At 66.5% G+C, this 4942-nt stretch carries 8 protein-coding genes; 2 read left to right on the forward strand and 6 right to left on the reverse strand.

Annotated elements, in window-relative coordinates; translation table 11 throughout:
- The 3 genes from AB0J04_RS45250 to AB0J04_RS45260 form a co-directional block, all read right to left on the reverse strand.
- Positions 1-417 (reverse strand): hypothetical protein (locus AB0J04_RS45250; protein ID WP_363174575.1); only part of this gene is annotated, 417 nt, incomplete at its 3' end.
- A gap of 137 nt (positions 418-554) precedes the next feature.
- A complete protein-coding gene (locus tag AB0J04_RS45255) occupies positions 555-986 on the reverse strand; it encodes an ATP-binding protein (protein ID WP_363174569.1) in 432 nt (143 codons plus the stop codon).
- The gene (locus AB0J04_RS45260; protein WP_363174570.1) at positions 986-1405 is read right to left on the reverse strand and encodes a hypothetical protein; all 420 of its coding nucleotides are present in this window, start codon (positions 1403-1405) and stop codon (positions 986-988) included. Before AB0J04_RS45260 ends, AB0J04_RS45255 begins: the two co-directional genes overlap by 1 nt.
- A 408-nt stretch (positions 1406-1813) precedes the next feature.
- Here AB0J04_RS45260 and AB0J04_RS45265 point away from each other — a divergent pair, with 408 nt between their 5' ends.
- Together AB0J04_RS45265 and AB0J04_RS45270 are read left to right on the forward strand one after the other, a co-directional pair.
- Positions 1814-2704, forward strand: a complete 891-nt coding sequence (locus AB0J04_RS45265; protein WP_363174571.1) for a MerR family transcriptional regulator — start codon at positions 1814-1816, stop codon at positions 2702-2704.
- Positions 2705-2822: 118 nt separating this feature from the next.
- The gene (locus tag AB0J04_RS45270; protein WP_363174572.1) at positions 2823-3104 is read left to right on the forward strand and encodes a hypothetical protein; all 282 of its coding nucleotides are present in this window, start codon (positions 2823-2825) and stop codon (positions 3102-3104) included.
- Between the two features lie 18 nt (positions 3105-3122).
- On the opposite strand, the gene AB0J04_RS45275 is transcribed toward AB0J04_RS45270, so the two are convergent.
- From AB0J04_RS45275 to AB0J04_RS45285, 3 genes are all read right to left on the reverse strand, one after another.
- Complete coding sequence (locus AB0J04_RS45275) at positions 3123-3536, reverse strand: DUF5958 family protein (protein ID WP_363174573.1); 414 nt, start codon at positions 3534-3536, stop codon at positions 3123-3125.
- 81 nt (positions 3537-3617) lie between these two features.
- Positions 3618-4400 carry an IS630 family transposase gene (locus AB0J04_RS45280; protein ID WP_363174574.1) on the reverse strand — a complete coding sequence of 261 codons (783 nt, stop codon included), beginning with the start codon at positions 4398-4400 and terminating at the stop codon, positions 3618-3620.
- Positions 4289-4759, reverse strand: coding sequence for a helix-turn-helix domain-containing protein (locus AB0J04_RS45285; RefSeq protein ID WP_363174576.1), 471 nt, complete (start codon positions 4757-4759; stop codon positions 4289-4291). The genes AB0J04_RS45280 and AB0J04_RS45285 overlap by 112 nt, the downstream gene beginning before the upstream one ends.
- Positions 4760-4942: the final 183 nt, after the last annotated feature.

A 4942-nucleotide genomic window follows, 5' to 3' on the forward strand; every position in this document is an offset into this window, starting at 1 on the left:
CCTCGTACTGGACGTACTTGGGCTTTCGGCCGGTGCGGCGAGAGTGCGTGCCGGGCGTCGCGACGGGGCGAACGTTGCCTGCCGCGGCACTAGCTTCTCCCGAAGTTGATTCGCCGACTCTCCCAGAACGATCGCACTGAGCATCAGCTCAAGCATGAGGCAGTCGTACTCATCGTCGTCGTTGCGATAGCGCTCCGGGTCGCGTTCCACCACGGCCTCGGTGATCTGCCAGCCACCGGCATCGACCGGTGCGAAGGTCGCTTCGAAGACCCCGCTGCCTGTCCAGCTTCGGTGCAGGAAGACGACATCACCCTCAGCGAAGACATCCCACTTCTCGTCCATGTCTCGGGACGAGTAGCCGAGCTGGATGCGCTCCCACTCCTCATCCGACCAGATCCGCCGCGGCAGGAGCGGCATCGCACGAGGAACGGAGAGCGACTGGATGCGGTCGGAGAAAGAAGACCGGGTCACGCGTTCGTCAGCTGGCATGCAGCGATCCTACGAAGGGCGTCGCCCAGAGCGACAGCCTCAATGTTCCTGCGATTGCTACACCGTCATAAGCTGGGCAAACACCAGCGACGAAGCGCTCTTCCGTTGATAACGCCCGGGCCCAGGAAGACGGTGTTCTCCTTGCCGGCGATGAAGTCCAACGTGCCCAGATGCGCGAGCTGTTGTCGCGTCATGCCGCGCAGATGGGTGACGTCGAGTTCCTCGATCGTCTTGACGGCGGGGAAGCGGGCGGCGCGGACGCGGGCCTCGCCGCCGTGCGATTCGCGGGCGGAGACTTCGCGCTGGAGGCAGGCGACCAGGTATTCGGCGTGGGTCCAGGACTCTTTGCGGGCGCGTTCGGCGAGCCGGTCGGCGGCGTCCAGCAGGGCGGGGGCCTTCATCGCGCGGGCGAGGAAGGCGAGGTCGGCGGTGGTCTGGGAGCCGGTTCTGCGGCCCGCTCCGGTGTTCTCGGCCGGGGCAGCGGTGGTGCGGGGCATCAGCCGGCCTCCCTGTCGCCGCCGCCTTCGATGACGGTGAACAACCGGTCATAGGAGCCGAGTTCGCGTTGCTCGACCTCGACGAGCGGGCCGTCCTCGGCCGCGGGCCGGTGGGTGTCCTTGGCCTGGGCGGCCTGGTGATGGTGGGCCTGCCCGCGCATCGTCTGGCCCGCGGCGGCGTGATCGGGATCGGTGAGGGTCTGGTGGCGGGCCCAGCAGCGGGGGTGGCGGGCCATGATCACGCCGCCGGGCGCCAGCGCGATGACTTCATCGTTGTCGGTGGGCACGGTGACGGTGCGTCCGATCGCCTCGGGGTGCACGGAGTAGTCGTTGGTGTCGACGCGGACGTAGTGGTCACGCCCGATGCGGGTCTGCATCCGCCACCACGCGGGCGGATCGACGGGCGGCAGGGTGAGCATCCCGGCCCGGTCGGCCTCCCAGATGCCGGGCGATCGCCCGGATCGGCATCTGCTCGGGCCCGGTGCAGCCTGCGGATCTCTGCCCAGTCCTCCACGCGGATCACCCTTCCCTCCTGACCTTCCGATCAAGATCAGGTTCAGGCGAAGACCACCCTGAGGGTCACTTTTGATCCGCGGTCAGAGGGTCAGAATTGAGGCGTCGCCGAGAAATTCCCCAGCGGCGGCCACTTGGCGGGGAGCTATCTGGCCGTCGGTGGTCACTCTGCGTTCCCGGATGGTTCGTCGTTCTTGATCGGTCCCGGCGGCAGCTGGGGCCTGGCTCCGGTGGCACCTGGATGGGGTTGTTGCACATGCCGTAGCGGCATGTGGTGGGGTCGGGGCACCACAGCACGAAAGGCTCTGTCTGCGATGTACCCCTCCCTCACGCCTCCCCGGCAGGTCAAGATCGGTGATGCCGCTGCGTTCGCCGGGATCACCCCACGCGCCATCCGCCACTACCACGAGATCGGTCTGCTGCCGGAGCCCGAGCGCGGCGGGGACGGCCGCCGTCGCTACGGCTATGACGACATGACCCGCCTGCTGTGGATCCGCAAGATGGCTGATGCCGGTATCAGCCTGGACGACATGCGGGCCGCCTTCGGCGAAGCCCGGGACGAAGCTGGAGACGAAGCCCTGGACCAAGCCCCGGATATCGAGTCGGTCCTGAGCAGGCTGGAGGAAACCTTGGCGGCGCAGGAGGCCGCCATCAAACGTCGGCGCGCGGCTGTCCAGCGCCTGCAGGCGGTGGGCAGCCCGCTGGGGCTGCTCTCCGAACTGGTCACGGACCGGCTCAGCCACCTGCCCCCGGGCGCGTTGCGCCCCTCCGATCTGGACGCCCTGCTAGTCACGGAACGGATCTTCGGGCCGCTGGGCGCCGCCATCCAGGCCAGCACGTTCATCGTGCTGGCCACCCACCCCGAGCTGCGGGCCGAGGAGGACCGTCTTGAGGCGGCCGAGGCAGCCCTCGACGACGGCGTCGAACCCGACGACCCGCGCGTCGAAGAGCTCGCCGTACAGCGATGCGCTCACCAAATGGCCCTGAATCAGGCCATCGAGGCAGCTGGTCTCGACGCGGCCGAGGAGAAGATCTTCGAGATCTACGACGCCGACCTGAAAGGGGAGGAGGGCACAGAGATGAGTGCCGCCGCAGCGATCACCAAGATGCCTTACGACTTCTCTCCTGCCCGGATGCGCTGCGTGGAACTCGCCGGACGGCTCTTCGGCGAGGCCCTTGCCGACGCCCACTCCGCGGACAGCTGATCGCCTGTGCCTGGCACTGACGTGGCCCGACAACCGGTCGCGTTCATCCGCATGTGACCGATCGGGTCAGACGTCGAGCCCGGGCCGTAACCAAGAGCGACATCACAACTGGCCGTACGTGGGGATTCCGAACTGGCCGCTGACACGGGAGCTCTGGAACGACGACTGGCCGGAGTGGGAGTCTCTCGACTACGTCGCCATGGAGGCGTATGGACTACTCACCCGCGCGGACGACGGCTGCAGCGACGCATTCTATGAAGCCGTCGAAGCCGAGCAGGGCGCTGCAGGCGGCAATCGAGGGCCGCGCGGCGAGCAGTGGGACGTGCGATGCGAAGACGAGTCGAAGCGCAAACTGCCGAGACTGAGCGCGATGTTTCCCCTCCAGCCACTGGTCCGGTAGGCGCGAAAGCGCGAGGGATCAGGCCGAGGCTTCGGGGGTGTCAACAGACAGGCGATGCCACGCGTGGCCGCAGCCGCCGGAGCAGAAGCGCTCTCGTCGGCGTTCGTCGGCGACGGCCGGCACCGCGATCAGTAGCCGGAATGACTTCAGGCGCTCGTCGTGCGGGGTGAGACTGGCGATCTTTCCGAGTTGCTGGTCGATCCGCCCTCGTGTGATCAGAACCGCCGGTGTGTGCGTGGCGCGAAGTCCGGCGCGTCGGATACTTTCCGGGCCGTCCTCGGCGGTGGCGCGGGCCTGAATGCAGAAATGTGACAGGAGGCGCAGGGTGTTGGACTGCTCCTCAGTCGAGAGGCCCTCGAACCACTCGATTCCCTGTGGCATCGGCCGTAGCTCCTGGGCGAGTTCGTTGAGAATGGTGTACGGATCAGCCATTCTCACGCCCCCATTGCGCTCGATTCACAGACTTTCCCGGTCATCCAAGCAGACCCTCGGGTGCCTAGTAGACTGTCGCAGCTAATTTTTGGGATAGAGGTGGCGCAGTTTGATGCGTGCGTCGTGGGTGGTGAACTGCCAGCTCACCTGACGTTGGTCGGTGTTGGTGGCGTTCTGCCAGGCCGAGAGTTCGGTGTTGAGGATGTCGAGGTCGCTGATCCTGCGGTCGAGGCATTGCCGGGTCAGCGCAGAGAGTTCGATCTCGGCGATGTTGAGCCATGACCCGTGCTTGGGCGTGTGGTGGATCTCGAGGCGTTGGGCCAGGGCGAATGCCTCTTCTGGTTCGAATGCCTCGTACAACGAGGCGATGCTGTGGGTGTTGAGGTTGTCCATCACCAGCACCACGGCCTCGGCGTCGGGGTAATCCACGCTCAGCAACTGCTTGACCTGGCCGGCCCAGTCGATCCGGGTCCGCTGGGACAGCGCCTGAACAGCACGCCACCCGCGCAGGGGTTCGACCCACACGAAGATCGAGCACGTGCCGCAGCGGATGTACTCGCTGTCCTGGCAGGCGTCGTGACCAGGGCGGGCCGGGAGCGGGTCGCGGGTATCGGCGAGGAGCTGGTAGGGCTTCTCGTCCATGCACACCACCGGACGTGCCGGGTCGTAGGGCCGGGCATAGACGGCCAGCACGTCTTCCATCCGGGCCGCGAACTCCGCGTTCGCCCGTGGTGGGATGTTCCAGCACTTTCTCAGGTGAGGACGCAGTTCCGTTTTTTTAAGACCCGCCCGATGGTGGAGTGGTCCAGATCGGGGATGTCCTCGGCCAGCGCGACGTGCTTCTCCAGCAGACGCAGCGACCACCGGGCATAGCCCGGGGGTGGCTGCGAGCATGCCATCGCGATCAGCCGGGCTTCGACCTCACCGGTCACCGGCGAGGGCACCGGCGGGAGGTCACGCCTCTTCCGCGCGATCGTGGCGTGCACATCGCCACCAGTCTCGGCAAAACGCTTGGCAACCAGCCGTAACGTCTCACCGGAGACGCCGATCCGGGCCGCGATCGCCTCCTTGGAATCCACGTCACCCACCGAGACATCCAGTGCAAGCAGCACCCGCGCACGCATGATCATCGAGGCCCCGCGAACCCCCGTCGTGGTCACCCGGACCAGCTCCTCACGATCCTGCGCGCTCAGCCTGACCGGCCGCTTCTTCTGTGAACCCACGATGACAGTCCTGTCTGGCAAAAGGGAGGGAACCCACCTGACACCAGCCTCCCAACCAGACATGCCATAACTAAGCAGCGACACGCTACTAGTGCCGTAGCAGGGAATGTTTGCCCTGTTGTGATGTGACGCGTCGTCCGGGTGCTGTGCCGGGCGGCGCGTGTCCGGCACTCTGTCCGGGTG

It is taken from the genome of Streptomyces sp. NPDC050263 (assembly GCF_040655955.1).
Taxonomy (GTDB): Bacteria; Actinomycetota; Actinomycetes; order Streptomycetales; family Streptomycetaceae; genus Streptomyces.

Excerpts from the sequence above, each read along its gene's own strand:
- AB0J04_RS45255 (WP_363174569.1), bottom strand. The coding sequence starts at position 986 with ATGCCCCGCACCACCGCTGCCCCGGCCGAGAACACCGGAGCGGGCCGC.
- AB0J04_RS45260 (WP_363174570.1), bottom strand. The coding sequence starts at position 1,405 with ATGCTCACCCTGCCGCCCGTCGATCCGCCCGCGTGGTGGCGGATGCAG.
- AB0J04_RS45265 (WP_363174571.1), top strand. The coding sequence starts at position 1,814 with ATGTACCCCTCCCTCACGCCTCCCCGGCAGGTCAAGATCGGTGATGCC.
- AB0J04_RS45275 (WP_363174573.1), bottom strand. The coding sequence starts at position 3,536 with ATGGCTGATCCGTACACCATTCTCAACGAACTCGCCCAGGAGCTACGG.